This window comes from Vibrio sp. SBT000027 (assembly GCF_963894355.1).
GTDB classification, from domain to species: domain Bacteria; phylum Pseudomonadota; class Gammaproteobacteria; order Enterobacterales; family Vibrionaceae; genus Vibrio; species Vibrio splendidus.
In genome coordinates this window covers 2,248,075-2,274,390 of record NZ_CAWQGD010000004.1, presented here as the reverse complement: position 1 = coordinate 2,274,390, position 26,316 = coordinate 2,248,075, and the positions used below count along the sequence as shown (strand labels likewise).

26 protein-coding genes, 7 tRNA genes, 1 other RNA gene and 1 pseudogene are annotated in these 26,316 nt (G+C 43.6%); 12 read left to right on the top strand and 23 right to left on the bottom strand.

Annotation, left to right across the window (positions count from 1 at the left end; genetic code table 11):
- Positions 1–184: 184 nt before the first annotated feature.
- Both AACU28_RS20045 and AACU28_RS20040 read left to right on the top strand, forming a co-directional pair.
- Entirely contained in the window at positions 185–1,063 is an 879-nt protein-coding gene (locus AACU28_RS20045; RefSeq protein WP_061025004.1) for a LysR substrate-binding domain-containing protein, read from the top strand.
- Positions 1,064–1,169: 106 nt separating this feature from the next.
- Entirely contained in the window at positions 1,170–1,337 is a 168-nt protein-coding gene (locus AACU28_RS20040) for a hypothetical protein (RefSeq protein ID WP_169798677.1), read from the top strand.
- Between the two features lie 133 nt (positions 1,338–1,470).
- Here AACU28_RS20040 and AACU28_RS20035 read toward each other — a convergent pair whose 3' ends face one another.
- The 3 genes from AACU28_RS20035 to AACU28_RS20025 form a co-directional block, all read right to left on the bottom strand.
- A complete protein-coding gene (locus AACU28_RS20035) occupies positions 1,471–2,391 on the bottom strand; it encodes a YeiH family protein (RefSeq protein ID WP_004736106.1) in 921 nt (306 codons plus the stop codon).
- 146 nt (positions 2,392–2,537) lie between these two features.
- Positions 2,538–4,412, bottom strand: a complete 1,875-nt coding sequence (locus AACU28_RS20030; RefSeq protein WP_017084561.1) for an MFS transporter — start codon at positions 4,410–4,412, stop codon at positions 2,538–2,540.
- A gap of 17 nt (positions 4,413–4,429) precedes the next feature.
- Positions 4,430–5,020: a TetR/AcrR family transcriptional regulator gene (locus AACU28_RS20025; RefSeq protein WP_004736110.1), complete on the bottom strand. Its 591-nt coding sequence runs from the start codon at positions 5,018–5,020 to the stop codon at positions 4,430–4,432.
- 196 nt (positions 5,021–5,216) lie between these two features.
- Between AACU28_RS20025 and AACU28_RS20020 the strand changes: the two genes are divergently transcribed.
- Entirely contained in the window at positions 5,217–6,125 is a 909-nt protein-coding gene (locus tag AACU28_RS20020; protein WP_017076759.1) for a Tim44 domain-containing protein, read from the top strand.
- 91 nt (positions 6,126–6,216) lie between these two features.
- Here AACU28_RS20020 and AACU28_RS20015 read toward each other — a convergent pair whose 3' ends face one another.
- The 8 genes from AACU28_RS20015 to AACU28_RS19980 all read right to left on the bottom strand — a co-directional run bounded on the left by AACU28_RS20015 (position 6,217) and on the right by AACU28_RS19980 (position 8,958).
- Positions 6,217–7,458, bottom strand: coding sequence for a hypothetical protein (locus AACU28_RS20015; RefSeq protein ID WP_102462646.1), 1,242 nt, complete (start codon positions 7,456–7,458; stop codon positions 6,217–6,219).
- Positions 7,459–7,752: 294 nt separating this feature from the next.
- Positions 7,753–7,837: transfer RNA gene (locus AACU28_RS20010), tRNA-Tyr, on the bottom strand.
- 102 nt (positions 7,838–7,939) lie between these two features.
- Positions 7,940–8,024, bottom strand: a tRNA-Tyr gene (locus AACU28_RS20005).
- A 102-nt stretch (positions 8,025–8,126) separates the two neighbouring features.
- A tRNA-Tyr gene (locus tag AACU28_RS20000) sits at positions 8,127–8,211 on the bottom strand.
- Between the two features lie 101 nt (positions 8,212–8,312).
- Positions 8,313–8,397, bottom strand: a tRNA-Tyr gene (locus AACU28_RS19995).
- A 102-nt stretch (positions 8,398–8,499) separates the two neighbouring features.
- Positions 8,500–8,584: transfer RNA gene (locus tag AACU28_RS19990), tRNA-Tyr, on the bottom strand.
- Between the two features lie 102 nt (positions 8,585–8,686).
- Positions 8,687–8,771 (bottom strand) — tRNA-Tyr (locus AACU28_RS19985).
- A gap of 102 nt (positions 8,772–8,873) precedes the next feature.
- Positions 8,874–8,958 (bottom strand) — tRNA-Tyr (locus tag AACU28_RS19980).
- A 563-nt stretch (positions 8,959–9,521) separates the two neighbouring features.
- On the opposite strand from AACU28_RS19980, the gene AACU28_RS19975 reads away from it, so the two are divergent.
- The 3 genes from AACU28_RS19975 to AACU28_RS19965 all read left to right on the top strand — a co-directional run bounded on the left by AACU28_RS19975 (position 9,522) and on the right by AACU28_RS19965 (position 14,173).
- On the top strand, positions 9,522–10,598 hold the full coding sequence (locus AACU28_RS19975; protein ID WP_121603696.1) for an efflux RND transporter periplasmic adaptor subunit: 1,077 nt from the start codon (positions 9,522–9,524) through the stop codon (positions 10,596–10,598).
- Positions 10,598–13,711, top strand: coding sequence for a vibriobactin export RND transporter permease subunit VexH (gene vexH, locus AACU28_RS19970; RefSeq protein WP_065681128.1), 3,114 nt, complete (start codon positions 10,598–10,600; stop codon positions 13,709–13,711). The genes AACU28_RS19975 and vexH overlap by 1 nt, the downstream gene beginning before the upstream one ends.
- A 141-nt stretch (positions 13,712–13,852) precedes the next feature.
- A complete protein-coding gene (locus AACU28_RS19965; RefSeq protein ID WP_004736423.1) occupies positions 13,853–14,173 on the top strand; it encodes a DUF1244 domain-containing protein in 321 nt (106 codons plus the stop codon).
- A gap of 92 nt (positions 14,174–14,265) precedes the next feature.
- Here the strand turns inward: AACU28_RS19965 and AACU28_RS19960 are convergent, their stop codons facing one another.
- Positions 14,266–15,333 carry a PLP-dependent cysteine synthase family protein gene (locus AACU28_RS19960; protein WP_121603492.1) on the bottom strand — a complete coding sequence of 356 codons (1,068 nt, stop codon included), beginning with the start codon at positions 15,331–15,333 and terminating at the stop codon, positions 14,266–14,268.
- 129 nt (positions 15,334–15,462) lie between these two features.
- Here AACU28_RS19960 and AACU28_RS19955 point away from each other — a divergent pair, with 129 nt between their 5' ends.
- Together AACU28_RS19955 and AACU28_RS19950 are read left to right on the top strand one after the other, a co-directional pair.
- Positions 15,463–15,936, top strand: a complete 474-nt coding sequence (locus AACU28_RS19955) for an Lrp/AsnC family transcriptional regulator (RefSeq protein WP_017099910.1) — start codon at positions 15,463–15,465, stop codon at positions 15,934–15,936.
- A 90-nt stretch (positions 15,937–16,026) separates the two neighbouring features.
- A complete protein-coding gene (locus tag AACU28_RS19950; protein WP_017078856.1) occupies positions 16,027–16,692 on the top strand; it encodes a hypothetical protein in 666 nt (221 codons plus the stop codon).
- 140 nt (positions 16,693–16,832) lie between these two features.
- On the opposite strand, the gene tesB is transcribed toward AACU28_RS19950, so the two are convergent.
- A complete protein-coding gene (gene tesB / locus AACU28_RS19945) occupies positions 16,833–17,693 on the bottom strand; it encodes an acyl-CoA thioesterase II (RefSeq protein ID WP_026012255.1) in 861 nt (286 codons plus the stop codon).
- 168 nt (positions 17,694–17,861) lie between these two features.
- Between tesB and AACU28_RS19940 the strand changes: the two genes are divergently transcribed.
- Positions 17,862–18,302 (top strand): YbaY family lipoprotein, encoded by a 441-nt coding sequence (locus AACU28_RS19940; RefSeq protein ID WP_029222253.1) that lies wholly within the window; start codon positions 17,862–17,864, stop codon positions 18,300–18,302.
- A gap of 75 nt (positions 18,303–18,377) precedes the next feature.
- Here AACU28_RS19940 and AACU28_RS19935 read toward each other — a convergent pair whose 3' ends face one another.
- Entirely contained in the window at positions 18,378–18,680 is a 303-nt protein-coding gene (locus AACU28_RS19935) for an MGMT family protein (protein ID WP_004736416.1), read from the bottom strand.
- Positions 18,681–18,731: 51 nt separating this feature from the next.
- On the opposite strand from AACU28_RS19935, the gene AACU28_RS19930 reads away from it, so the two are divergent.
- On the top strand, positions 18,732–19,475 hold the full coding sequence (locus AACU28_RS19930) for a hypothetical protein (protein ID WP_017080372.1): 744 nt from the start codon (positions 18,732–18,734) through the stop codon (positions 19,473–19,475).
- A gap of 196 nt (positions 19,476–19,671) precedes the next feature.
- Positions 19,672–19,768, top strand: an RNA gene (gene ffs, locus AACU28_RS19925) — signal recognition particle sRNA small type.
- Between the two features lie 322 nt (positions 19,769–20,090).
- Here the strand turns inward: ffs and AACU28_RS19920 are convergent.
- A pseudogene (locus AACU28_RS19920) lies at positions 20,091–20,256 on the bottom strand (IS5/IS1182 family transposase); the annotation flags it as partial.
- A 292-nt stretch (positions 20,257–20,548) separates the two neighbouring features.
- On the opposite strand from AACU28_RS19920, the gene AACU28_RS19915 reads away from it, so the two are divergent.
- Entirely contained in the window at positions 20,549–21,199 is a 651-nt protein-coding gene (locus tag AACU28_RS19915; protein ID WP_017093455.1) for a helix-turn-helix domain-containing protein, read from the top strand.
- Positions 21,200–21,584: 385 nt separating this feature from the next.
- Here the strand turns inward: AACU28_RS19915 and AACU28_RS19910 are convergent, their stop codons facing one another.
- The 8 genes from AACU28_RS19910 to AACU28_RS19875 all read right to left on the bottom strand — a co-directional run bounded on the left by AACU28_RS19910 (position 21,585) and on the right by AACU28_RS19875 (position 26,312).
- On the bottom strand, positions 21,585–21,857 hold the full coding sequence (locus tag AACU28_RS19910) for a hypothetical protein (RefSeq protein WP_017093456.1): 273 nt from the start codon (positions 21,855–21,857) through the stop codon (positions 21,585–21,587).
- The gene (locus tag AACU28_RS19905; protein WP_017093457.1) at positions 21,844–22,056 is read right to left on the bottom strand and encodes a hypothetical protein; all 213 of its coding nucleotides are present in this window, start codon (positions 22,054–22,056) and stop codon (positions 21,844–21,846) included. Before AACU28_RS19905 ends, AACU28_RS19910 begins: the two co-directional genes overlap by 14 nt.
- Before the next feature lie 699 nt (positions 22,057–22,755).
- The gene (locus AACU28_RS19900) at positions 22,756–22,941 is read right to left on the bottom strand and encodes a hypothetical protein (RefSeq protein ID WP_017093458.1); all 186 of its coding nucleotides are present in this window, start codon (positions 22,939–22,941) and stop codon (positions 22,756–22,758) included.
- An 884-nt stretch (positions 22,942–23,825) separates the two neighbouring features.
- Complete coding sequence (locus tag AACU28_RS19895) at positions 23,826–24,215, bottom strand: hypothetical protein (RefSeq protein WP_133152880.1); 390 nt, start codon at positions 24,213–24,215, stop codon at positions 23,826–23,828.
- A gap of 17 nt (positions 24,216–24,232) precedes the next feature.
- Positions 24,233–24,547: a hypothetical protein gene (locus AACU28_RS19890; protein ID WP_121603491.1), complete on the bottom strand. Its 315-nt coding sequence runs from the start codon at positions 24,545–24,547 to the stop codon at positions 24,233–24,235.
- Between the two features lie 29 nt (positions 24,548–24,576).
- Positions 24,577–24,858: a hypothetical protein gene (locus AACU28_RS19885; RefSeq protein ID WP_017093461.1), complete on the bottom strand. Its 282-nt coding sequence runs from the start codon at positions 24,856–24,858 to the stop codon at positions 24,577–24,579.
- A gap of 111 nt (positions 24,859–24,969) precedes the next feature.
- Positions 24,970–25,245, bottom strand: coding sequence for a hypothetical protein (locus AACU28_RS19880; RefSeq protein WP_065608022.1), 276 nt, complete (start codon positions 25,243–25,245; stop codon positions 24,970–24,972).
- A gap of 65 nt (positions 25,246–25,310) precedes the next feature.
- A complete protein-coding gene (locus AACU28_RS19875; protein ID WP_102488128.1) occupies positions 25,311–26,312 on the bottom strand; it encodes a porin in 1,002 nt (333 codons plus the stop codon).
- Between the last annotated feature and the right edge of the window lie 4 nt (positions 26,313–26,316).

Genomic DNA, 26,316 nt, shown 5'->3' with positions numbered 1-26,316 from the left:
TATATTCATATGTGCCCCTAAGTTTGTAATTAATTTTTTTAATGTTTCTGCTCGTCAACGTATGGAGTCAAATGTTGATCGAAGCAGTGCTTTAAGTAACTGCGGCCATTAGAAACTTATTTCTTAATGCAAACAAACGAAACGGGTAGTACTATGGATTAAAATTTTTAATGCATGAGTTCGTATGGCTAACCATCAATCTTTACTTAGAAATCTTCATACTTTTAATGTTGCGGCAGAGAAAATGAGCTTTACGCTAGCGGCGAAAAAGTTGCATCTGACTCAGGGGGCGGTAAGCCATCGAATCAAAGTGTTAGAAGGTGAACTCGGATTTAACTTGTTTGTGCGAGGGACTCGTAAACTTGAACTGACTGAAGAAGGTCAGCGCTTTCAACGAACGTTATCTAAGTCATTAAGCTCTATTTTTGGTGAGATCGAAGATATTACCAACACAGATCTGTATGGACAGATCAATATCGGAACCAGTCCTGCCTTTGCCAATAGTTGGCTACTACCAAGATTGGCTGATTTTAAACAGCGATACCCTAAGTTTAACCTCAACATTTTCTCGCAAGAAGAGCAGGATTTTCATCAAAATCATCTCGATGTCGCTATTTACTATGGTGCTGAAGATCTCAAAGATATGCATCGACAGCGCTTGTTTGGTGAAAAGTATATTCCAGTGTGTACGCCGAGTTATGCGGCTGAACACAACATCTTTGATGATGGTGTAGAGTCGTTACATCGGATTAATTTCATTCATGCATTAGGGTCAGACGTGTGGCAGCGTTGGATTAAGCATAACGGCTTGGATGTGAACTTGTTTGAGCAGTTTTATTGCGTGAGCCATCGGGATATGGGCGTAAAAAGTGCCCTGAGCAATCTCGGTGTCGCGATGGGGCGCTATCATTTTGTTAAGCAGTACATTGAGACTGGTGAGCTCATAACGCCTTATCCGAGCATGGATACAGACAAAGGGTATGATTTGATCTGTCCGTTGGGCACGGAAAAGCGGCCTAAGGTTAGAACCTTTATTAAGTGGTTAGAGGGCCAATTATGCTAGGTTAGTTAATTTAGCAATTAGATAGTTCAAAACAGAATTTATTATCTTTATAACCATCCATCATAATAAGCCCTATAAATAACGGATTATAGAATAAGGTCTTATTATGAAAATTGCCCTCATCATTGCGGTTTTACTGCAGATAGGCCAAGCGGTCACTTCGTCAGGGTTGACTCGATCGTTGGCCGAACTCACCGCATTTGTGTTGGTTGTGGTACTTGTTTTAATGAAAAGAGAGAGCAAGAAGAGTGATAAGCCCCTGTTTAATTTGTGATTGTTGCAACAAAGAATATCGTTACCACAAACGATAAAGGCAAAGCCCATTGGAGCTTTGCCTTTTTGTTTTGTTGCTCGCTAATCTGAGTGTCTAGGTAACCGAACAACCAGTTAAAGCGTTTCTTTGCGAACTAAGCAAGAGTTAACCACGCCAAAGAGCCCGTCGAAATCATCGTCCACATCGTAATACCAAACATCAATGGCTTCGGCCCTGCTGCTTTTAACTTCTCTACAGAAATACCACAGCCAATTAAGAACAGACACACAACCAACGCGCGTTTGGACACATCAAAGATCCCTTGGTAGACCATCTCAAATTGTGGCAGCAAGTCACTGATAGCAATGGCGGCGCAGTAGAAGAAAATGAAGTAAGGAATCGTAATCTTCTTTTGATCGTTCTTGAAGATCATCGCGCTGACTAAAGCGATTGGGATGATCCAAAGTGCACGAGCGAGCTTCAATGTTGTCGCTGTCGTCAGTGCTTCTTCACCATAAGCCGAAGCTGCACCTACCACAGAAGATGTATCGTGAATTGCAATGGCGGCCCAAGTACCAAATGTTTGTTGGCTTAACTCAAGCGCGTGGCCAATCATCGGGAATAAGAATAGAGCTACCGAGTTCAACACAAATACCGTAGCTAACGCCAAGCCAATCTGTTCATCGTCTGCTTTAATCGCAGGTGCCACAGCTGCTATCGCGCTACCACCACAAATAGCGGTACCTGAAGAGATTAGGTAACCCGTGGTGCGATCCAACCCCATTCGTTTGGCTAAGAACCAACCAATGACTAACGTACCAATGATGGTCGTGACAATTAGACCAATACCGTCGCCTGTTACCGCCAATGCTTTTTCAAACTGAATGCCAAAGCCTAAGCCGACAATCGAGTAGGCCAGTAACTTCTTTGTGAGTTTGCCTACTTCTAGATGCTCAGGGACTAAACCTAAACTAGCAAGCAGGAAGCCAATAACGAGGGCCGTCGGAGAGCTTACCCAAGGTGTTAAGCAAAACAGTGCAGCAAGATAAAATGGAGCAGACTTTTTTAGATTCATTGTATTTAGAGTCTTGTTGTATTGTCGCGTTATTGTAATGAGACCACTATACGTTCAATAAAATGATAAGTAAGTCTAAATGAATTGAACAAACGTTAAGGAAAACTTAACGCTTGTTCAGCTGATATGAATAAAGGGCTGGTTAGCTAGCGTAGTGTTCCACGAAGGTCTGAGACTGACTGCCGAAGAGTTTTGCACGAGGCATCTTTAGCGAGAATTGGCTTGCCAGCTTCTATTTCTAACTTGGTCCAGAAGCGGGTTGGTAACCCTTTGCAGGCACTGCCTTTGTAACGACTGAAGTAGCTGCCCCATAGCCCTTTGAGAGCCATTGGAATGACTGACACAGGAGATCGTTTGATAATCAGCTCCATACCACGCATGAACTCTGCGACTTCACCATCAGAGGTTAGCTTTCCTTCTGGAAAAATACACACGATGTGGCCTTCATGCAGAGCGCGTTCTACTTCTTTAAAAGCATTTCGAATAGAGCTACGGTTGGTTGCGGAGATTGGAATAACCCCAGCTCTTTTCAAGAAACGTCGAATAGGCGGCAACTTGGTGTAATCTTCTTCCATCACAAAGCGGATCAGGCGAGGGCAAACGGCGCTCAGCAATAATGCATCCATATAACTCACATGGTTGCAGATAATCAATGCGCCGCCTTTTTCTGGCAGGTGATGTAAATTTTTATGTTTAACTCGGTACATGGTGTGAGTGACCACCCACGTAAAGAAACGGAAAGCGTAAATAGGCACCTGATAAAACAGATACAGCATAACCAAAGTGTTTCCTATCGCGAGCAGTACAAATAGCTGTGGAATTGAAAGCTCCAGAATACTAAGGCAAACAATACCTAAAACAGCGCTCCCGACCATGAATAGCGAGTTGTAGATATTGAGCCCGGCGATTACTTGAGCTCGCTCATTTGGCTTTGCCCGTAGCTGCATTAGAGAGTAAAGCGGAACAATAAAAATACCACCAGAGATCCCCAGTAGTAGAAGATAAGCAAACAGCGGCCATAGTTCTGAATACGTCACAAACTGATGGAAAGAGTTAAAGTCAGGCAAAGACTCTGGGATGGATATCGCCATCAACAGGCCGAAGATCGAAATACCCAGGCTGCCCATTGGCACGATGCCGATTTCAATGCGGTGATTAGATAACTTATCACAAGCCAACGAGCCAATCGCAATGCCGACCGAGAACAGTGCCAACAAAAACGCGACAGCGCTTTCAGTACCGTTTAGGTAAACCTTGGTGAAGTTGGGAAACTGAGTGAGGTAAGCTGCACCGAGGAACCAGAACCAGCTGATCGACATCAGTGCTTGAAAGGTTGGGCGGTCTTTTTTGGCAATAGCGAGTGTTGCGCGGGTTAGCTTTACTGGCTGCCACTTTACTTTCAGATCTGGTGCGTTACTTGGCGCTTCTGGGATAAAGCAACTTGATACATAGCCAAGCACGGCGAACGAAACAATACATATCGCAGCAATGAGCTTCGCGCTTTCTTCAGATGCAATAATACCAGCACCTAGAGTACCGATTAGGATGGCTAAGAATGTGCCTGTTTCAACCAAAGCATTTCCGGACACAAGCTCTTTGGTTTCTAACTGTTGCGGAAGTAGGGCGTACTTAACGGGGCCAAAGAAGGCACTTTGTGTCCCCATCAAAAACAAAAGCAGTAGTAATATTTCGTAGCTTTCGTAGATAAATCCGACCGCACCCAGTGACATTATCACCACTTCAAGAAGCTTAACTTTACGGATAAACCACGATTTTTCATATTTGTCAGCCAGCACACCAGCCAAAGCAGAAAATAGGAAGAAGGGCAGAATAAAAAGGCCAGCGGCCAAATTAATAAATAAATTACTGGAAATAGGTAGCGTGTCTACGCTTGCGAAAGCAACAAACAGTAACAGAACATTTTTGAATATGTTGTCATTAAAGGCTCCCAGAAATTGGGTAATAAAGTAGGGTAGGAACCTTTTTTGCGTTAACAGCGAAGATTGGCTGCTGTTGTTCATTGTCTTTCCTTGGATGATTACCAGTTGGTTAAGTAGTTTGAGACTAGGTTATTGATCAACTCTTTACCATCGATAGGCTCAGAGGCGAAAAATTTATCATCAACGCTAAGTAGAGTAATTCCATGTACTCCAGACCATAATACACGGCTGGCTTTAACGACTTCGCTTTCAGTATGTTCAGGAGCAATCGCGATTAATAGTTGCTCTAGCATACCTGTCATTCTATCGATACGGTTCGATTGCCATTCAGGAAGGTTTTCACCGTTCATGTTGTGCTCAAAGATAAGCTGCCAACGGTGAGGGTGTTTTTGTGCAAAATCGTGGTAGCAGTAGGCAAGGTTGAATAGAGCTTGCTGAGGATTGCTCGATTGTTCAACTGCTACAGCAGATTCTGACGCCAGTTCATCTAATGTTTGAGCAACAACATGCAGTAGCAATAGGTTGTAGTTGCCGAATACATTCACCAAGGTACTTGGAACATAACCAATCATATTGGCGATTTTACGCAGACTTAGCTCGTGATAAGAGTGCTCTTCTAAGAAGTCGGTCACCGTTTTTAAGGTTAATTGCACTAATTGTTCGCGAGTATGATCGTTTCGTCTTGCCATGGGTACTTTCTATTAAATGAACATCGTTCAATATTTTAATGCTGCCCCAGAGTGCCGTCAATCCCTTCGCTAGTTTAGTAATCAATTAATAGCCGCAATATTATGATACATGTGTAAACGCCGTGAATATTTCATTGTTCTTTGTTAACGAGTATGATTAAGGTGTCGAAAGATAAAAAACCTATAAAGGATAATAATGAAACGATTTTTCTCACTAGTCGCGATCCTGTTGGTAACAGTCGCGGTGACGCCAATCGCGGAAGCGAAAAAGTTTGGTGGTGGTAAGTCATTTGGCAAAAGCTTTAAAACGGCTCCAGCACCAAAACAACAAAACACGAATTCGATCCGTCAAGATCAAACGGGTAAGAACACAGCAGCTAACTCTAGCAAGAAAGGCCTTATGGGCGGTCTGCTAGGTGGTTTACTTGCTGGTGGTCTTTTAGCTGCATTTTTTGGTGGCGCATTTGAAGGTATCCAGTTCATGGATATTCTGATTATGGGTCTGATTGCTTTCCTAGCGTTTAAATTTCTACGCGGAATGTTGGGTGCGAAGCAGGGCTCAATGAATCAGCAGAATGCACGTGGTCAACAGCCAGCATTCGGCGGCATGGGTCAGAACAAGTTTGAACAACCTAAGCAACAGCCAAATGTTCATAACTTCGAGCAAGCACAACCTCAATCACAAGGCGCTGCTGGTGGTTTCGGTTTTGGTGCACAAAGCGATGTTCCACATAACTACCCACCGGGCTTTGATCAAGCGGCATTCATCAACGGTTCTCGTGAGCACTACCGTACACTGCAAGGTGCATGGAATCACAACGAGCTAAACACGATTGAAGAATATGTATCTCCAAGCCTATTTGAAGACCTAAAAGCTGAACGTAATAAGCTAGACGGTGATCAGCACACAGACGTAATGTACGTTGATGCTGAAATCGTTCGTGCAGACCACGATGGTAGCAAAGCACAGCTAAGCCTTCAGTTCAGCGGTCGTTACCGTGACACTGCGGATGGCGTTGAAGAAGATATCACAGATATCTGGCACCTAGAGCGTGACCTAACAACTGACAATGCACCTTGGTTAATTGTTGGTATTCAAGGCTAATTAGTCCAGTTTCGTGATTAAACGAAGAGCCCTCGCCAAATAGGTGAGGGCTCTTTTTTATATTCAGAAAGCAATTAGTACTGAGAGTGAGCTATGGCGCGTAGTTCAGTGTATGAGTGTGCATGCTTCCCCAATCATAGATCTCAAACTTTAGCTGGTTATCGCCAGTCTTTTTGAGGCTGATGCTCTCTTCGACACCGCTTGTTCCATCATAGTAATTACTCCAAGGACTATCAGGGCGCTGTTCACGTAAACTTTCAGACTGAACGCTAAGTTTGAGCGAAAGGGTGTTTGAAGGTTGACCGTTATTGATAAACGTATAGTCACCTGATTTTACGGATTCAGTTTTGAATACGTTCGTTCCGTTAATACTGCAGTCCCCATCTTGATAAGTCACCTTTGTTAGTGTGTAACTGTCTTGCGATAGCGCGAGTTGGTATCGTGCATTATCTGATGGTACGGGTGAGCATTGGTTAGTGGTTTCTGCCCAAGTTCCATAAAATGCCTCAATACCAAAGGCTTTATGTAGATTTTTCCAAGGGCTCTTTTCATCAATTTCAATGGCAACTGGCAGTGATGCGATTTCATCATCTTGGTCTCGATAGCGATTGAAGCTGTCGAGTGAGAGTTCAGCTGGGTAGGTAATTGAAGAGCTAGAGTCTTTGATTTTGACAATACCAATCCCCGGTGAAAACCAAAGTTCTTGCATTAGTGATACTTGATCTAGGTTGATCGTCCCATAGGCAGGCGTATCGACCGTCACATCAAACGCTAGGGTGAACTCGATGTGCACGGCCTCATAGTAACCGTGTTGAGTTACTATGGTTTCAATACCATGATTTTTCCATATCGGTAGGACATTTGTATATGCGGGGCCTATATCTGGTGTAATGGTGGTTACGGCAGAGGTATAGCTTGTGTCCAAGCGTCCTCCTAATTCAGCGTAAGCCGGTAGAAGGGTAAATGGAGTGTTTGAAATATCAAAGTGCGCTTTGTAGTGAACACCATTAACCCAAACTTGATTGAAGGTGAGACCTTTTAGATTCAGCTGATCATCTTTGTATTCGAAAGATTGGGTAAATCCACTGTGGACCCAATTCAGTGAAAATGTCTCAATACCATTAGCATCAATGGTTACTGGAGAACTGGTGACTTGATAGCTTTGCCCTGTATTGTCATCACTATATTGCCAAACAGCGTTATGCTGTGCTGGCATATATTGATTGGTAGAAATATATGATGATGCGGGAGCCGAAGGAGAACTGGACCCTCCGCCGCCACACGCTGTTAATCCAATAAGACACAGATTCATCATCCAATAGTTGTTATTCATGATTTATTTCCCTTGCTTAGCCTAAACGACATTGTGCGTTTTAATGAGTATTTGCAGGAAAACCTTATGCTTATTGTTTTATAAAATATTGATATATCTCAATAGATTAATAAGGGATGTGATTATTTGATTATGGAATCTAAGAAGTATTGAATACATCAAGTTCTGTAGGTCTACATAGTTTGAATAGAGTCTACGATTGTATTGGGCTAAGAAGGGCTTTGCAGGAAGGCTCGGAAACGAAAAAAGCCAACTCAATGAGTTGGCTTTTCGATTTTCCAATTAAGGAGAATATGGTGGAGGGAGACGGATTCGAACCATCGAAGGCAGTGCCGGCAGATTTACAGTCTGCTCCCTTTGGCCACTCGGGAACCCCTCCAGGGTGTGTCTTACTCTTCACAAAGTAAGCCTAAATTGATGTTTTCCCATAAGCCCATCAATCAGGTTGTTCTCTTAACTCTCGAAAGAGGTAAGAAGAATATGGTGGAGGGAGACGGATTCGAACCATCGAAGGCAGTGCCGGCAGATTTACAGTCTGCTCCCTTTGGCCACTCGGGAACCCCTCCAGGGTGTGTCTTACTCTTCACAAAGTAAGCCTAAATTGATGTTTTCCCATAAGCCCATCAATCAGGTTGTTCTCTTAACTCTTAAAAGAGGTAAGAAGAATATGGTGGAGGGAGACGGATTCGAACCATCGAAGGCAGTGCCGGCAGATTTACAGTCTGCTCCCTTTGGCCACTCGGGAACCCCTCCAGGGTGTGTCTTACTTTTCACAAAGTAAGCCTAAATTGATGTTTCCCATAAGCCCATCAACTAGGTTGTTCTCTTAACTCTCAAAAGAGGTAAGAAGAATATGGTGGAGGGAGACGGATTCGAACCATCGAAGGCAGTGCCGGCAGATTTACAGTCTGCTCCCTTTGGCCACTCGGGAACCCCTCCAGGGTGTGTCTTACTTTTCACAAAGTAAGCCTAAATTGATGTTTTCCCATAAGCCCATCAACTAGGTTGTTCTCTTAACTCTCAAAAGAGGTAAGAAGAATATGGTGGAGGGAGACGGATTCGAACCATCGAAGGCAGTGCCGGCAGATTTACAGTCTGCTCCCTTTGGCCACTCGGGAACCCCTCCAGGGTGTGTCTTACTCTTCACAAAGTAAGCCTAAATTGATGTTTTCCCATAAGCCCATCAACTAGGTTGTTCTCTTAACTCTCAAAAGAGGTAAGAAGAATATGGTGGAGGGAGACGGATTCGAACCATCGAAGGCAGTGCCGGCAGATTTACAGTCTGCTCCCTTTGGCCACTCGGGAACCCCTCCAGGGTGTGTCTTACTCTTCACAAAGTAAGCCTAAATTGATGTTTTCCCATAAGCCCATCAATCAGGTTGTTCTCTTAACTCTCAAAAGAGGTAAGAAGAATATGGTGGAGGGAGACGGATTCGAACCATCGAAGGCGGAGCCGGCAGATTTACAGTCTGCTCCCTTTGGCCACTCGGGAACCCCTCCAGGGTGTTTTTCCTAACTCATAATGGATAGGCTAAAGAGATGTTTTTCCCAACGCATCTCTCAAGTGCGGAGCGCATCATAGCAAACACGTTAAACCTGTAAAGAGTTTTTCTTATGGTTTTGTGTTGAATGCTGCCTTTTTGGGCAAAGATGGCGAAAAGTACGCATATTGCTCGGGAAGTGAACATCTGTACTAAGGTTTACGTAGTGATAGGTAACACCTTGAGGTAACTCGCTTTCTACATTGTGTTTGGTTTGTGCAATTCGCCAAGAAACGTAAATGGAATTTAATCTAGATTTACACTTCTTGACGTTACAGCATTCATCAGTTGATAGAATACGGTTAATTTCATTTATAGATATTAATACCAATCGTAGTAAATAACATGTCATCCTAGCTTGTTAAAATGCTCGAGAACAGCGTCAGAAATTTTGATTGTAGAATAACTACTTATCGAAACTATCTGTTGAAAAGAGCTGCTTTGTTCTCAAGCCTTTTCCCTACGCTATTTCTGACCACTTACTCACTGGATTGGTATAAACCTTACTTGCAGACCATTATTATGAAGCATAAATCTGTTTTAACCCTGCTTAGCTTGTCTATTCTTATGGCGTCTCCAGCCGTACTAGCTAAACGCATGGGCCCTAGCACTGTCACTGTTGTTACTGAGCAAGTTGATATTCACCAAGTTAGCCAATCTCTTTCTTTGGTGGGTAAGTTAGAAGCAGAACAATCTGTGATCATTACCTCTGAAGTAGCGGGCAGAGTTGACTCTATCAACATCAAAGCCAATCAAGATGTCACCAAAGGGCAGATGTTGGTTCAATTAGATGACGACAAAGCAAAAGCTGCAGTTGCAGAAGCGCAAGCGTACCTAAAAGACGAGCAACGTAAGCTAGCGGAATTCCAACGACTAGTGAAACGTAATGCGATTACGCAAACTGAAATTGACGCTCAGAAAACGAACGTAGAGATCGCCAATGCTCGCCTAGCTGCCGCAAATGCCAATCTTAAAGACTTACACATCAGCGCGCCTTTCTCTGGCACGGTCGGTTTTATCGACTTTAGCCGCGGAAAAATGGTGACAGCAGGTACTGAGCTTGTGACTTTAGATGATTTGTCTGTGATGCAGTTAGATCTTCAAATTCCTGAGCGTTACCTTTCTAAGCTGTCTAAAGGCATGACAGTGACGGCTCGCACCAGTGCGTGGGGCGAGACTCAGTTCACTGGCACAGTGGTAGGCATTGATTCTCGTATTAATGCTGAAACCTTGAACCTTCGAGTTCGAATCCACTTTGACAACAATAATGATTACCTAAAGCCGGGCATGCTAGTAGCAGCTGATATGGATTTCCCTCCTGTAGAAGCGCCGATCATCCCAGTTCAAGCGCTTGAGTATTCTGGTACTAAGCGTTTCGTCTATGTTATTGGCGAAGATAACAAAGCAACTCGTACAGAAGTTTTCCTTGGGGCACGTATTGATAACGAAGTTGTGATCGACAAAGGCATCGAAATTGGCCAGAAGATCGTGGTGCAAGGTATCGTGAACATGCGTGACGGCGTCTCGGTTCAAGAGCTTACTGTTAATCGCCCGGCTGATGCTGCAAGCGATAAAAAAGCACAAGAAGGCGCTAACTAATGTTGTTATCTGATGTTTCTGTAAAGAGACCAGTAGCGGCTGTCGTATTGAGCCTGCTTTTGGTTGTGTTTGGTATCGTCTCTTTCAATAAGCTCGCGGTTCGTGAGATGCCTGATATTGAAAGTCCGGTGGTATCGATCAGTACTCGTTATGAGGGTGCGTCTGCCACCATCATTGAAAGTCAAATAACCTCCAACCTTGAAGACCAGTTATCCGGCATCAGTGGTATCGATGAGATCGAGTCCACGACGCGTAACGGTATGTCGCGTATCACGATTACCTTTGAGCTTGGTTACGACCTCAATACTGGTGTCAGTGATGTTCGTGATGCCGTAGCGCGTGCTCAGCGTTCGTTGCCAGATGAAGCCGACGACCCAATTGTTTATAAGAACAATGGTAGTGGTGAAGCCTCGGTCTACATCAACTTAAGCTCGACGGAGATGGACCGAACGCAGTTGACCGATTACACCGAACGTGTGTTGATTGACCGCTTTAGTTTGATCTCAGGTGTGAGCTCAGTGGATATCTCGGGTGGCTTGTACAAAGTAATGTACGTGAAGCTGAAACCTGCGCAGATGGCGGGTCGTGGCGTGACTACTTCGGACATCACATCTGCGTTGAACAGTGAGAACATTGAAAGCCCGGGTGGTGAAGTACGTAACGATGCGATTGTGATGTCGGTTCGTACCGCTCGTTCTTACACTGAAGCGGAAGATTTCGAATACCTAGTGGTAAAACGTGCTTCTGATAACACACCTATCTACTTAAAAGACGTTGCGGATGTTTATATTGGCGCAGAAAACGAGAACTCGACCTTTAAGAGTGACGGCGTTGTTAACGTTAGTATGGGGATTGTGCCTCAGTCAGATGCGAACCCACTTGAGGTTGCTGACTTAGTCCATAAAGAAGTTGAGGCGATTCAGAAGTTCCTGCCTGACGGGACTCGACTGGCGGTCGACTATGACTCAACTGTCTTTATCGATCGTTCGATCTCAGAGGTTTACAGCACACTCTTTATTACGGGTGGTTTAGTTATCCTCGTGCTTTACGTCTTCATAGGTCAAGCGCGTGCAACACTGATTCCAGCGGTAACCGTTCCAGTATCTTTGATTTCGTCGTTTATTGCGGCTTACTACTTTGGTTTCTCTATTAACCTAATCACCTTGATGGCACTTATCCTGTCTATTGGTCTGGTGGTTGATGACGCTATCGTAGTGGTTGAGAACATCTTCCACCACATTGAACGTGGTGAATCGCCACTGCTTGCGGCTTATAAAGGGACGCGTGAAGTAGGATTCGCGGTAATCGCAACAACGCTTGTATTGGTGATGGTATTCCTGCCAATCTCGTTCATGGATGGCATGGTCGGTCTCTTGTTTACGGAGTTCTCGGTACTGTTGGCGATGTCAGTGATCTTCTCGTCGCTAGTCGCACTAACGTTAACGCCAGTGTTAGGCAGTAAAATCCTAAAAGCGAACGTTAAACCAAACCGTTTCAACCTGTTTGTCGAGCGCGTATTTGGCAAACTTGAGTCTGGATACCGCTCGGTATTGCGCCGTGCTTTAAACTGGCGTTGGGCAGCTCCAATCATCATTATCGCGTGTATGGGCGGTAGTTATGGCTTGATGCAACAAGTGCCGTCGCAACTGACGCCTCAAGAAGACCGTGGTGTTATCTTTGCGTTTGTTCGTGGTGCTGATGCAACCAGTTACAACCGTATGTCTGCCAATATGGACATCGTTGAAGAGCGCCTAATGCCGCTGCTTGGTCAAGGTTTCTTGAAGTCATTTAGTATTCAATCACCAGCGTTTGGTGGTAATGCTGGCGACCAAACGGGCTTCGTTATCATGATCCTGGAAGATTGGGATGAACGTGATGAAACCGCTCAGGAAGCGCTGAACGAAGTTCGTAAATCTTTAAATGGTATTCCTGATGTACGTGTATTCCCGTTCATGCCGGGCTTCAAAGGTGGTTCAAGTGAGCCTGTGCAATTCGTACTGGGTGGCTCTGATTACTCTGAGCTTCAGAAATGGGGCGAACTGTTAAAGCAAGCGGCTGAAGACTCTCCAATGATGGAAGGTGCGGATATCGATTACTCTGAGAAAACACCAGAGTTATTGGTAACCGTAGATAAACAACGTGCAGCCGAGCTAGGCGTTAGCGTTTCGGATATTTCAGACACGTTAGAGATCATGCTTGGCGGCCGTAGTGAAACCACTTTCGTTGACCGTGGTGAAGAGTATGACGTATACCTTCGTGGTGATGAGAACAGCTTTAATAATGCTAATGACTTGAGCCAAATCTACATGCGAACTCAGTCTGGTGAGCTGGTTACACTCGATACGTTGACGCACATTGAAGAAGTGGCATCATCGATTCGTTTATCGCACTACAACAAGCAGAAATCGGTGACCATCAAAGCGAACCTAATGGAAGGTTACACGCTGGGTGATGCTCTGGATTTCCTTGATGAACAAGCGATTGAGCAGTTACCAGGCGATATCTCAGTGAGCTACTCTGGCGAGTCAAAAGACTTTAAAGAGAACCAATCGAGTATCTTAGTGGTATTTGCGCTAGCGATGCTGGTCGCGTACTTGGTACTGGCCGCGCAGTTTGAAAGCTTCATTAACCCGCTGGTGGTGATGTTCACCGTACCTATGGGTATCTTTGGTGGCTTCTTAGGTTTGGTGTTGATGAATCAAGGGCTTAACGTCTACAGCCAGATTGGTATGATCATGTTGATAGGTATGGTGACCAAAAACGGTATCTTGATCGTAGAGTTTGCTAACCAACTTCGTGACCGTGGCATTGAGTTTGAAAAGGCGATCATTGATGCTTCGGCTCGACGTTTACGTCCAATCTTGATGACGGCGTTTACCACACTAGCCGGTGCAATCCCATTGATTACTTCAACGGGCGCGGGTTATGAAAGCCGAGTGGCGGTGGGTACGGTTATCTTCTTTGGTATGGGCTTTGCAACTTTGGTTACTCTGTTCGTAATTCCTGCGATGTACCGACTGATTTCTGGCTCAACACGCTCTCCGGGTCACGTGGAAGCGGTTCTAAATAAAGAGCTGAGCCACGATAACGTGGGAAGAAGCTCTCACGGCTAATAAACACGCACGGCCAATGAACATGGAATAGTGTAACAATATTGAAAAGCCTGCGTTTGCTCCTAGCGAATGGCAGGCTTTTTTTGTATAACAAGCAGAGCTCAATGAATTAATACAATAAATCGAATAAAGGAAAGTAAAGTGGCTGAATTTAAATACAAAGATCTTTCTCAAGAAGAACAAGATAAGCTAGATGCAGCAACCTTTCGTCGTCTGCTAGCACACTTAGACAATAATAAGGATGTGCAGAACATCGACCTTATGATCTTGGCTGGCTTCTGCCGTAACTGTTTCAGCAAGTGGTATAAAGCGGAAGCTGAGCAACAAGGCCTAGACTTGGATATCGATGACGCTCGTGAGCGCGTATATGGCATGACTTACGATGAGTGGAAACAAAACCATCAGCCAAAAGCGACGCCTGAACAACTCGCGGCATTTGAAGCGAAGCAGAAGCCAGAGTAATTTGTTCTCGTTGGTGGTTGATTAATAGAATGAATAAACAAAAAGAGCCCATCAAGGCTCTTTTTAGTTTGGAGTCGGTGCTTGCTCTGTATTTAAGCCAGCTCACCCGTTTGCGAGAAAGCTTCTAGCTTCGCTGCATAAGGTTGTAGGTCACCGATATTCAGATTTACCCACTCGTCATTGAAGTAAGTGTCTAGGTAACGCTCACCGCTGTCACATAGCAAAGTCACGATAGACCCTTTTTCTCCGCGCGCTTTCATCTCACTGGCTAGCTGAAGCACACCGTACATGTTAGTACCGGTTGATGCGCCAACCTTGCGGCCAAGAATGTCAGATAACCAATGCGTCGTTGCGATACTTGCTGCATCTGGAATTTTACGCATTTCGTCAACCACACCAGGAATGAAGCTTGGCTCTGCTCGTGGGCGACCAATACCTTCAATCTTGCTGAATGTACTGCCTTTCACATTCACATTGCCTGTTTGGAAGTATTCGTGGAATACAGAGTTTTCAGGGTCGACAACACAAAGCTTAGTTTCATGCTGTTGGTAGCGAATGAAGCGGCCGATAGTTGCAGAAGTACCGCCAGTACCTGGGCTCATTACAACCCAAGCTGGAACTGGGTGATCTTCCATCTGCATTTGATTGAAAATTGAGTTCGCGATGTTGTTGTTACCACGCCAGTCGGTTGCGCGCTCAGCGTAAGTAAATTGGTCCATGTAATGGCCATTCAGCTCTTCTGCTAAACGGCGAGACTCATCGTAAATTTCATCTGAGCGGTCAACAAGATGCGCTTGGCCTCCGTAGAATTCAATCTGCTCAATTTTCTTCTTCGCTGTGCACTTTGGCATCACTGCGATAAACGGAAGACCTAGTAGGCGAGCAAAGTACGCTTCAGATACCGCAGTGCTACCCGATGAAGATTCAATGATCGTTGTTTCTGGGCCAACCCAACCGTTACAGATAGCGTATAAGAACAGAGAACGCGCTAAGCGGTGCTTCAAAGAGCCCGTTGGGTGTGTGCTTTCATCTTTAAGGTAAACATCAATGCCTTCGATACTTGGTAGTTCGAGCTTGATAAGGTGCGTATCCGCTGAGCGTTGGTAGTCCGCTTCAATTTTACGAATCGCGTTGTTAATCCATTGATGGTCAGTGCACATAAGCGTTCTCCTGATCGAGTGTAGGAATTCTTTGTAATTGGTATGGTTCTAATTTAGCTACAATCAGAGAGAAAAACTTTGCCATATTTGCTTTGTTTTGCTTAAATTGTAGAAAATAATTCTCTCTAAATGCAATTTGGTGAAAATGTGATAGATGCCGTAGATAAAAAAATATTAGGATTACTGCAAGAAGATAGCACCCTGTCATTGAATGACATTTCTGAAGCGGTCAATCTCACCACAACGCCTTGCTGGAAAAGGCTTAAGCGCCTCGAAGAGAACGGCATTATTGAGAAAAGAGTCGCGCTGCTGAACCCAGAAAAGCTCGATCTTTCTTTTACCGCGTTCGTATTGATTAAAACCAGTGATCATTCTCACGAATGGTATGGTCGTTTTGTGAATACTGTGTCGGAATTTCCAGAAGTGATGGAGTTCTATCGCATGGCTGGCGAATATGACTATATGATGAAGGTTCAGGTGAAAGACATGAAGTGCTTTGATGATTTCTACAAGCGCTTGGTGAATAGCATTGATGGTATCTCTAATGTGACCTCGACATTTGCGATGGAACCATTGAAGTACACGACAGCATTGCCGCTTTAAGCTACGCCTAGTTACGCATTAACAATCGTCTGAGTTTAACTATCGTCTCAGTTTAGATATCGCCTCTGCGATAAAAGAAAAGGATTATTCATGTTTGCAAAAGTATCTACCGCTATCCAGCTGGTATTGGCGGTCGCCATTTTTTACTTGGGCTACACCATCTATTCGTTTACTAATAAAGTAGGGGAGATCGTCGATACTTATCCGCAGGTTATCGAAGATTTATCCGGTCTCACGAAAGGGCTCAAAGTGGAAGAGCTGCTAGCGTTTGCTGAACATGTCAGCGAGCTTGCTCCTCAAGTTTTGAACACAGTCGAAGAGGTCAGAAAGACGATCGATGACGTGAATCAAACCGTTTCATCGGTCGACAACAAAATCCCTGCGATATTAGATGAAGTGAAAAATGTTCGAACGGAAGTCGAGCAGGTAAGAACCGATGTTATTCCACCAACATTAACTGAGCTGAAACGATACCGTGTGGATGTCATGCCACCGATGCTCGCTGAAAGTAAATCGTACCGCGAGCAAACTATCCCCGCCGTTGTTACTGAATCTGAAATGCTAAGAGCGGAAGTGCCGAATATTTTGGTGCAAGCTAATTTGTTGGCAGATAAGAGTCAAGCTTTGGCTCAGGACGCTGCAGAAGGCGCTGTGAAAGGTGTGGTGTTATCACCATTTAACCTTCTGCGAGATGCCGGAGATGGCATCAAAACACGAGTACAGAGCGAGTTTGAGCCTACGCTAGAAGCAGAATAGATTTTAGTCACTCTTAAGTGACGGATTTTCGTTAGTGTTATAAAAAAGAGAGGCTAGGTATTAAACCTAGCCTCTCTTTTTGTTTTCTCGTACATATTTGGGGCTTTTAAAACAGCGCTTGATCGCTATTTATTTGAGCGCTATTTAGTAAAGCGCATCACACCTTCTTGTACTGCTGTCGCTACGAGCTCACCTTTCTGATTGAAAATTTCACCACGCACTAGGCCACGAGTGTTCGCCGCCGTCGGGCTTTCAATCGCATAAAGCAGCCATTCATCCATTTTGAACGGGCGGTGGAACCAGATTGAGTGGTCAATCGTCGCCACTTGGAAATTCGGCGTCATGATAGAAACCTCATGTGGGTGAAGTGCTGTCACCAAGAATCCCCAATCGGACGCGTAAGCCAGCAAATATTGGTGAATCAATTGGTTGTCTGGCATTGCGCCATTTGCTCTTACCCAAAGGTACTGTTTCGCTTCCGCCTTCTTAGGATTGAGCGGATTCACGACAGTCACAGGGCGCATCTCAATCGGCTTTTCACCACAGAAGGTTTTACGCAGTTTCTCTGGTAGGAACTCCGCAATGTGGCTCGCTAACTCGGTTTCAGATGCAAAGTTCTCTGGCCCAGGAATATCAGGCATTGAAATCTGGTGCTCAAAGCCTGGAGCATCACCGTGATAAGAAGCCGTGAGATAGAAAATAGGGCGGCCATTTTGAATCGCTTTAACACGACGTGTGCTGAAGCTTCGCCCATCTCTTAGGTTCTCAACATCGTAGATAATTGGCTTTTCAGGATCGCCAGGAAATAGAAAGTAACTATGAAACGAGTGCACACTACGGTCGTCTTGAACGGTATAACGAGCAGCAGAAAGCGCTTGCCCTAATACTTGACCACCATAAACCTGTGGTAGACCTAGGTTCTCACTTTGCCCGCGGAACAGACCTTCTTCCAGCTTCTCTAGCTGAAGTAAACTTAATAATTCTTGTAAAGGTTGACTCATCGCCAGCATGCCTCTTGGTAAAATGGATGTCAGATTATTGTGTTAATCATTTAGCTTAGTCAGATATCTGTCAATAAATCATAGGGTTTCAAGACAGAATATGAAAGCTCTCTTATAATTGGTGGGTAGATTTGCCGAGTCCGGCAAACATGTTGAGAGAAATTGAATATGAAAAAGGCTCTAATTCTTATTACGTCTTTAGTATCGTTTGGCCTACTTGTTGGTTGCCAAGCAACATCAGAAACGAACGCTTCTCAGGAAGTGGTTGCAGAGAACACTCAAGTGATTTCAGGAACAGTAAGCTACCGTGAAAGAATTGCATTGCCAGAGAATGCCGTGGTGACTGTTACGCTAGAAGACATTTCACTGGCTGACGCACCATCGACAGTTATCGCAACTCAAGAGTTCACCACTGACGGTAAGCAAGTGCCGTTCGCATTCGAACTGAGCTACGACAATAACAAGATTAAAGCTAACCACCGTTACAACATGCGCGCAACGATTCACGTTGACGGTAAACTGCGCTTCACTACTGACACTATTAAGTCAGTAATTACTGATGTAGAAAATACACAGCAAGCAGACCTACGTTTAGTTGGTGTTCGTTAACAAGAAATCGATGCCACTGTTAAGGCATCTTGATTGGCTTCACTTAGCCAGTTGAATTAGCGATTAGTGGCAGCTCTAGGGCTGCCATTTGTATATTCTGAGTTTGATCTTTCCTGCATCACTCACCTCAACCCCTTCTTTAACCAAATGCTGCTTTTGTCGGTCGAACGAATCACCCTTTAAAGATATTTCACCCTTGCTGTTGATTACCCGATACCAAGGCAGTTTGCTACCTTCTGGCAGGTTACCCAGCGCTTTACCAACATGGCGCGCATAGCCCGGAAATCCTGAAAAACGTGCGATGTCTCCATAAGTTGTTACTTTCCCATATGGAATTTGGTGAATCACAGCAAAGATTTGAGGCAAAAATTGGTCCATACTAAATGTTCCTAGTTCATTAATACCACGGATCGGTAGAAGGAGAGGGCTATGGTATTTACAACGTTTCAGTTCTTGATAACCACATTATTAGCGGTTGTCTGCGCGAGAGCAATCAGTTTAAGTGAGGGAGATATCCCAGTACTTGCAATGGTCATTCCTGCTTTATGGATTTTGCCGCAAGGAGGCATCGCAGGATTAGCTTTGCTTGTCTCCATGACCACTTATGGATTAACGCTACCGCTACAACCCATCACGCTATCAGTCAGTGTATGGGTATTATTCCCACTATTGATGGTGGTCTTTTCAAAACGCAGCAGTTTGTCGGTCGTGATTATTTCTGGCTTGATCGTCGCAACGCTACAAGTCGGGATTATGGTCACGCAATCTGCAGGTAAGCTTGAAGGCGTTCCTTGGGTTACCACACTACAAACCTTGTCAATCATCGTTATTTGGTGGGCGGCAAATCATCTTAAGCCAGCCAGCCGACACAGCTGGTGGTCATTAGGCTTGATACTTCCATTATGGATGGCCGATTTACCTTATGCCGCTTTGGTTGCTTTGTGTGTAACGGGCATCATGGCATCGATGGAAACACTGACGCGCTTGAAAACCTTCCGCTGGAATAAACTATTGTGTTGGACATTGCCGACGGTTGGTTTTGCGGCACTGGTGATTACCCCAAGCATCGAAGTGCCTAGTCCAGTCTTTGTGGTGTGGTTATGTCTATTAGGCACCGCGTGGATGACAGACTACATCATTCGTACAGAAGATAACGAAGACATCGATATCTAGTACGTAGATAACCCGAACCTTACAAATGCAGGTAAATGGTGAATTTACCTGCGATTTTCTAGTGGTTTGAATAAAGGATAAGCACTTAGACAGCAATTGTTCAAAAATAGGGTGGAAGGGCTTGCAATGGTTGCTGTGATGCTTAATAATCCAATCACTCTTTGAGGCAAGCCTCTTAGAAAACGAATCTATGGGGGCCTGGTCCTCCCGCAACAATAACTCGTGAACTCGGTCAGGCCTGGAAGGGAGCAGCCGCAGCGAGTGACTTGTGTGCCGGGATGTGGCTGGGTTCCCACCCCTTAAAAAAGCCGTTACTTATGTGACGGCTTTTTGCTATCTAAACTATAGTAAATCAATCAGTTAGTAGACTATCCATACTAGATTGAGCTGGCTTTAGTCTCAAAATAGGCTTTGTTTCCTAATTCAAATTTTGATAAATAATCCCCTGCGCCGCTAATTACTAGGTGATCGCTATCGTTTTAGGCATATCTAGCTCTGTTAGCTTGTTTAACGCTTTTCTTATCGCGTAAGTTTCTCCAGGCTCGTTGCTTCTCGTCAATACCATGCTTTTTAACTTTCTATGACCCTCACCGTAGATTTTCAACCCTGTAGTCTCAAGGATAAGTCGCCAAACAAACGAGGTCTCCCACAGTTACTTTGTTTGATCTGTTGCCACTGTTGGAGAGCTTTTTCATCGATCCAAAATGTCAGTGAACCACTGTTGATCCAAGTTTGATTAATAGTGGTTCCAGTTAGTTGTTTTATAGCGAGGCTTGGTCATTAGTATAAATCTTTGAATGAATTTAGTAGATCAGGCTATGAATTGCCCGGAATAAACATACGCATAACTAATAAGCATATGTCCAAGATGGGTATAGTCGCTTATCGTCAATTAGAGTGTTTGTTAGATAAAGCGGATGGTTAAATAAACCTATTTTAACAATAGCTTACTTCGATGCGATAAATTTAACAACACACCAGAAGTCTGTTTATTTGTTGCCGAACGCGTCATTTTCAGGCACTATCTACACGCATAAAGTATGTTTACTCTTTTTAACTTTTGAGGTGCGACCATGACGGAGCTATCTATACTCGCTACAAACATCGATCAGCGAAAAAAAGACCTAAACATCCGTACAAATATTGAAATTGCTCGTTTATCTGGTGTTAGCCGTGCCGTGATTACTAATATCATGCTACATCCAGAAAAAAGCATAATGCTGGATAGTGCAGTTTCTTTAGCTAATGCTTTGGATTGCCGTCTAGAATGGCTAGCTACTGGTAATGGACCTGTCAACTATGACGACGTTGTTCGTCACGCTCGTATCAAATTCGGTTCTCCTGTAGTAACAATGCAGGAATTATCAGCGAGCAGCATTAAGGATCTTCTTGAGGACTTGATGGAAGACGAACACCGCGAGCGTTTGCCTTGTCCAGCTCGCAGTAGTGAAACTACATTTATTATTCGTCTGAACAACAATGTGGGCCGTTATTTTGCTGGTGGCATGATCTTTTTTGATTATGATAAAACGGCAGTTTCTGGTGATTTAGTCTTGGCGCGAGTGCGCGAGGGCGTTATGCCAGAAATAATGGAGTATCAAATTGCACACGGTCGTGAGTTCTTGAAATCAATGAACCCTGATATTCCAGAAGATCTAAAATTTGTCGAAATGAGTGATTCTATTAAAATTATTGCGGCGTTCTCTGCTTTCGCAGTAATCTAGTACTGCAGTGATAAATTATTTCAAATAAAAAGCCTAGCGCCCGCTAGGTTTTTTATCTCGAACAATTCTAAAATTATACACTTGGTATGCCCCCACAAAATATACCCTCTAATCGCCTCACTACTTTGTTTCAACTTACTACAGCATATCTGTTCGTGATCCTAAACGAGAAAAACCCACCTCTTCAGGTAGGTTTTACAAGGTAACTATGACTGACAATACTCCCCAATCGGTTGACGTGTCAGTAAACAACCTAACTAGAATGTTTCAAAATCTAGAAAGCCTCTCTTCACTTCTAAATTTAGTGTAGCAAGCGTTCGAGGTAACAAACGCCTTTCGGTAGCGAGCCTAGCCACACACATCATGTAAGGTCTTTCTGTGTTTTTTATAGTTCTTCTCGAATATTTAACTTGAGATATTTGGCAATCTCTAACAAGGCGTCGCGTTCAACATGATAAATCGATTCACCAGCACGAAGTATGAAAGCTACCGGATTTAGGTCGTCAGCACCAATATGAGTAAGTTTAACGTTACAAGTTTGCTCTGCCTGTACCGTGATCCCTTCACCAATAGAAATGAATACAAGACTATCGTTGGTTCTGTTAATCGTTAACTTAGCGCCCATTGTTTCTAGTATTAACTTGTTATCTATAATCATTAGCTAACCTTTTCACTTTCAATTTTCTGACCGCATGATCAAGTTCTTTGCCCGTCATATGGTGCGTCTTTTCATACTGTTGAATCTGTTTTATAGGAACTTTACTTTCTTGAGTCAGCGATAAAGCGCCTAAACTAAACGTTACAACACTTATAATGAGAGCAATGCCGACGGTTTGTAAATGATGTTTAATGTTCATCTGCGGTCTCTTATATCTCGTTATTCAGTCCGCGATTTGTGACAGTTTTGTGCCAAATTTACATTGCTACCATTTGCGGGCTTCGATAAGACTTAATGGATTGCCGTTTATCATGTTCAGTAATTGCAGGTACTTAAAACACTGCTCAGAATCCGTCAATGGTGTCGCCGCCATTGTTGTTAGTAAGAACGTTCACCCAATATAAGTTAGACTTTGAATTGATAGGCTTATCATCTAACTTTGAATAAATGTGATTGTTGATATCGCTAATCACCCATGCCGTGTTTTTATGGTATACCACTAAATGGTTAGGAGGTCAGTGATCAAAGCCCTCACGGGCCGTTAGAGCGTCTTTATGGGGCTATACTCACGTGAATTGATGCCGTTCTGCGGTGCTTTGTACAACTCTTGATGTCTTGCTCGCGCTTCTTTATGGCTAAGGGGCGGGAAATTACCCAAACTCATGATCGTCTTTTTACCTACCCATCAATATCGGAAGAGTTTTTCAGCACTTTGATAGTTAAGATCATAAATCCTAGAGCTTAGTTAGTAATGATCAAAAGCGAACTTGTTCAGCCTAAGTTCACCTATTAATGTTCATAACATGATTAATATAAGGCACAGGCCTCATGTAGCTATAGGTTGTAGGCATTAAAAAAGGGCCATCCGATGGCCCTTTATTCACTTCGATATACACACTTATGTATGTACATCGCCTGTAACATCTTCTGACGTTAAAGCATTCAACTTTTTAACCGTTTTCAGCAGGTTCGCAGCCTCCGCTGTCGTTTCCGCAATAAAAGCCTTGGTACTGTCGTCAAGAGGCTCTTTTATTTCCATCAATGTAGAAACAACACGTAAATCACGCTGTAGTTTAGTTATCATATCGGACCTCGTAGTTAGTTGAATGTAATGTGAGCAAGGCAACAATATAGAGTATTTACTCAAAGTCCTCACTGTTTATGTGCAAATAGTGATTTCAGTATTGTTTATTATAATGATAACTATTAACATGTACTCTATGGGGTTGCTGTTGCATACGCGCCTAAAATACTTATTTATTGATTAAAAAATTGTTTTTTAATCTGAATCATATACTTAGCGTTGTAGTGTGCCCCAATTACTGCTTGTTGTTGCTTAACTTGGTGTGAACGAATAGAGCGCTTGATCACATCACCAATCATCGGATTCAAAGGGTTCTATTTGCTTTAGTTGAACTCATGATCACTTTTCTCAAGTTCGCTAGCTCATTGTGCTCATCATTTCGATACAAAACGCAATACTTAATCATGATCGTCTGACGACGTGTAACCTTCATTTCGTAGATTTTAACGGCACAATTGACCTCATATTGTGTAGGTAGATGCGACTCTTTTTGAAACCAAACAACTGACACGTGTACTTTAATGGAGCTAAGTCCGCGATTATTAGCTCACCATTCTTGTTGGCAATATTGCCACCCTCTGACAAATATGAGTCGTTTTCCGGCCGCTCTTAAGCTAAATAGGTAGACATAGTTCCGCGTTTCGCATGGTTTGGCCTTCAATGATTTTTATTATGATTCTGGCCCGGGCCACACTTCTACAATCTTAAAGCTAAATGGCGTGTTTTTTCAGTGGCCTAATACGCTTGCGATAGCCGTCTTCGTTTCAGAGTATAGAAATATATGGCCTAACCTTGTGCTGTGTACCTTGGATACGAATAAATACGATTTTGACTCGATTGTAAACAATTTTAGTTAAGATTAGCGAATTGCGGCGTCGTCCAGTTTATAACCTGAATTTCGTCAGAATGGCGTCACATCTAAAATCCTCATAGTAGAGAGTTGCTGCGTATTCCTCTCTCAAGCTGTTGATTTTTTCCAGCTGTTCTTTAAAGGTCAGATTCTTATCGTAAAGCGCATTTTCTTTGCTATACAAATCTAGGTAGCCACGTGCGTAATATTCGCCAGTTTGCTGGTTAACAATCGCAATGTTCTTATGGTTGGCGAAATAATCAAAGGACTCCGCAGCATCATAGTTTTTGCTCGCCTCAGCCAAGTAGGTGCATGCGCCTATAGATTCATCAAAGTTCAAATAAGTCGTTGGTGCGCCGATTGATATTTCAGCATTAGCAGCACCAACAACGAGCAATAGCATTAATGGGATTAGTCTCTTCACCGTTATTGACCTCTAACTTAATAGGGCCAAAAGAAATAAGTATTCTCTTGGCCCTTATATGGAATAAAAAATGGCCGACCTAAAGCGCTCTCAATGATTCTGTAAGCTTCATTGTGGTTTTTTGAGCATGGCGCTCGCTTATTTGAAAACGATATCTCCGCAGTGTCGCCACGCTCGCGTGTATAGCGACCTGATACTAAGTCGTCGCGTAAAAATTCATAGCCAGCTTCTAGTAGCTGGCTCACGATCCATTTTTTCTGTTCATCCGTTATTTTTTCATAGCTATATTCATCGTCTGATGTGGATATCCACCAGTTATCCCAAAGGGCCATAACGATGCATACCGACACGGAAATAATATTTAGCGTTGTGCTGAAGCGATAGCTATACGTTTGTTTTCAAGCTGTAGGTAGTACTCATCGACATAGTACTTAACCGACTCGCGCAAATCGCTCATGGTATCGGTTTCAAACTCTGCGATTAGTAAAACATCTACAATCTTGCAAACGTATAGATCCTGACAGCTTAACGAGTGTTCACGGCGCATAAGCATCACGCGAACGCCACGATATGCAAATGCGCAAAAATCATCGTGGTTTAGGTTTGCACTGCGCATATTTACGAATTTTGGGAGTGTTAACATGTTGACTCTTGGGTGGTGGTCGGCCATTTCTATCCATCTCGTCTTTATTGGGTGTTACGAATATAAACACGATACCTTTATTTGTAAACAATGAGGGTAAAAATGATCACTTCAGAACATTATTTTGAAGTTGACCGCGGTGCTGTCTAAATCTAAGTCTGGATCTTCTGTATTTAGTTCCCCTCCGACTTCAAAAGAAACACTAGTGTCGTCACTTAAGTGGTACTCAATGCCCCCTGCATAGTTAATGAGTTCATCATTTTGATCCCTGACAGATTCCAGCACTTCACCTTGACTCACCTCTGTTGGGCGCTGGTCATTGCCAATGAAATCTATGCTCGCGCATCCCTGTAAAATGACAACCACGATTATTACTATTCTTTTCATAAGTTCCTTAACGCAAAAAAGCGGCCCGTTAGGGCCGCAATAGTAATCACAAAGGTAGTGTGAATTTAGAAAGTAAGTTTAGCGCCTAGCATCGCGTTGTTTGCTGTGTTGCCAGTCCCGTCGTTTAGTACTTCTTGGTATGCTGCGTAGGTAACGAAGTTAGGTGTAAAGTTGTAGTTCATTTCAATAGCAGAATGTTCCACGTTTTCTGTAGCGCTATCTTTATCAAGCATGGTGTAAGTAGCTACAAATGAAATCTCGTTAGTAGCTTTGAATCGTGCCGCTGTTTCGTAACCTTTGAAGTCATCACCTTTATCTGAACCATCGTAACCAATACCTGATAAGTAAATGCTTTCTGAATCCCACTTAATACCCACAATGCCATCTGTGCTGTCCTTACCAATATCGTAGGTTTCAATAGCGTAGGCACCTGTTAGGCCAAAACCTGCGCCAATTTCGTAGCTGGCAGCTGCGCCGTAGCCAGTATCGATGGTTTGCTTCAGTGTTGATTCTGGTACGAACTTGCCAGTGCTAGAATCTACGTGTGCATCTTCGTGGAATAAAACCTTGCCGTCTTCACCACCGAAGTTAACGTGCGTACGTAGAGTAAGATCGCCCAAATGAGAAATGGCTAGAATTGAGTTCTTGGCGCGGTCTGCTGTAAGTGGTTTGATGTTACCGTCACCGCCGTAAGTGTTCATGATATCGGTGTAATCAGTAGTTAGTTCTAGTGCGCCATCAGTTTGACCATAGTAGATCTCGTTATTTTCAGTCGCGAAACCAACATACATATGTTTCGGTAGGATGTTCTCACCGCTAGCGTTGTATTCTTGCTCTAGATAACCAACTGCATCGACGTCTTTACCAATGTCTTGAGTAACTTTAATGTGCAGACGTGCTCGAGAAATGTCATTCGTTTTGTGAACATCTTCACTTTGGTATTGTCCACGAGCTTCAACTCGTCCGCCTACATTGATACCAAAACCGTCCTGTTCGTAAACTTGAGCCGCGTTAGCTCCAGTTGATGCTGCTGCAATAAAAATAGCAAGAATTGTTAATTTTTTCATCTTA